Source organism: Wolbachia endosymbiont of Tuta absoluta, from assembly GCF_059414725.1.
Window position 1 is genome coordinate 1 of sequence record NZ_JBNRJY010000445.1, and the last position, 474, is coordinate 474.

The 474-nt window shown below is 35.7% G+C and carries 1 protein-coding gene; it reads right to left on the reverse strand.

From position 1 onward, the window contains the following. Positions 1–58: 58 nt before the first annotated feature. Positions 59–337 (reverse strand): hypothetical protein, encoded by a 279-nt coding sequence (locus ACJ5GX_RS04895; RefSeq protein ID WP_495292758.1) that lies wholly within the window; start codon positions 335–337, stop codon positions 59–61. Positions 338–474: the final 137 nt, after the last annotated feature.

Here is a 474-nt window from a genome sequence, read left to right on the forward strand (position 1 = left end):
TTACAGTAACGAATACCATTTCACTAGCAAATTCGCAATTAAAATTCACTCTTCATTATTATGCATAAGTTAAACATAATAACAGTGGACTGTTGCGGCTTTTATAGTAGTAATAATCCACACTAATATTATAAATGCGAAAGTAACTCTGTCTGTCTGTCTGTCTGTCTGCTACGCTTTCACGGCCAAACCACTGAACCGATCGATCCTTAATCTCTTTATGTCTTCTTACTAGATTTAATACCTCTTCTCCCTCGTACTTTTCCTCATTTGATACTTCTTGTCCGCAAGCTAGATCGATCAGCTTGCAGAAAACAAAGCAGAGTTGGATGAGCAAATTAGCAAATTAACTAGGCTTAACGGTACTGTAGAAAAACTTGAAGAAACAAATGCTGGATTAGAATGAAAGAATAGTATTCTGACTAATCAACTGAAGAAGCTTGAGAAAGCAAAAACTAAGCTTGAAGAAAAGGT